This window comes from Sphingomonas sp. AC435 (assembly GCF_979253005.1).
On sequence record NZ_CEEDCJ010000092.1, the window covers coordinates 1 to 243 of the forward strand.

Below are 243 nucleotides of genomic sequence, written 5' to 3' on the forward strand. Positions count from 1 at the left end.
CGGCATGGCTTCGCGCGCTGCCTTCTCGATGACCTGGGCGTCACTACCACTGAAACCGCAGCGCCGCAGCGCCTGCACATCGGGCCGTTCCTGAGGCGCCAGCACGGCCTGGGCAAAGCCCATGTCCATCAGTGCTTTCATTTTCGCCAAACCCTGGCGAGCGGCCTCACGCGGGCTGGAGGCTACTTGACCATTGTTCTGCGAAGCCACATTGCCGTAAGACAAACCGCCGTAGTTATGCGT

The 243-nt window shown here is 62.1% G+C and carries 1 protein-coding gene; it reads right to left on the reverse strand.

Annotation, left to right across the window (positions count from 1 at the left end; genetic code table 11):
* Positions 1-243, reverse strand: a 243-nt coding sequence (locus AC0CH8_RS19065) for an N-succinylarginine dihydrolase (RefSeq protein WP_465241224.1), incomplete at both ends; no start/stop codon positions are given.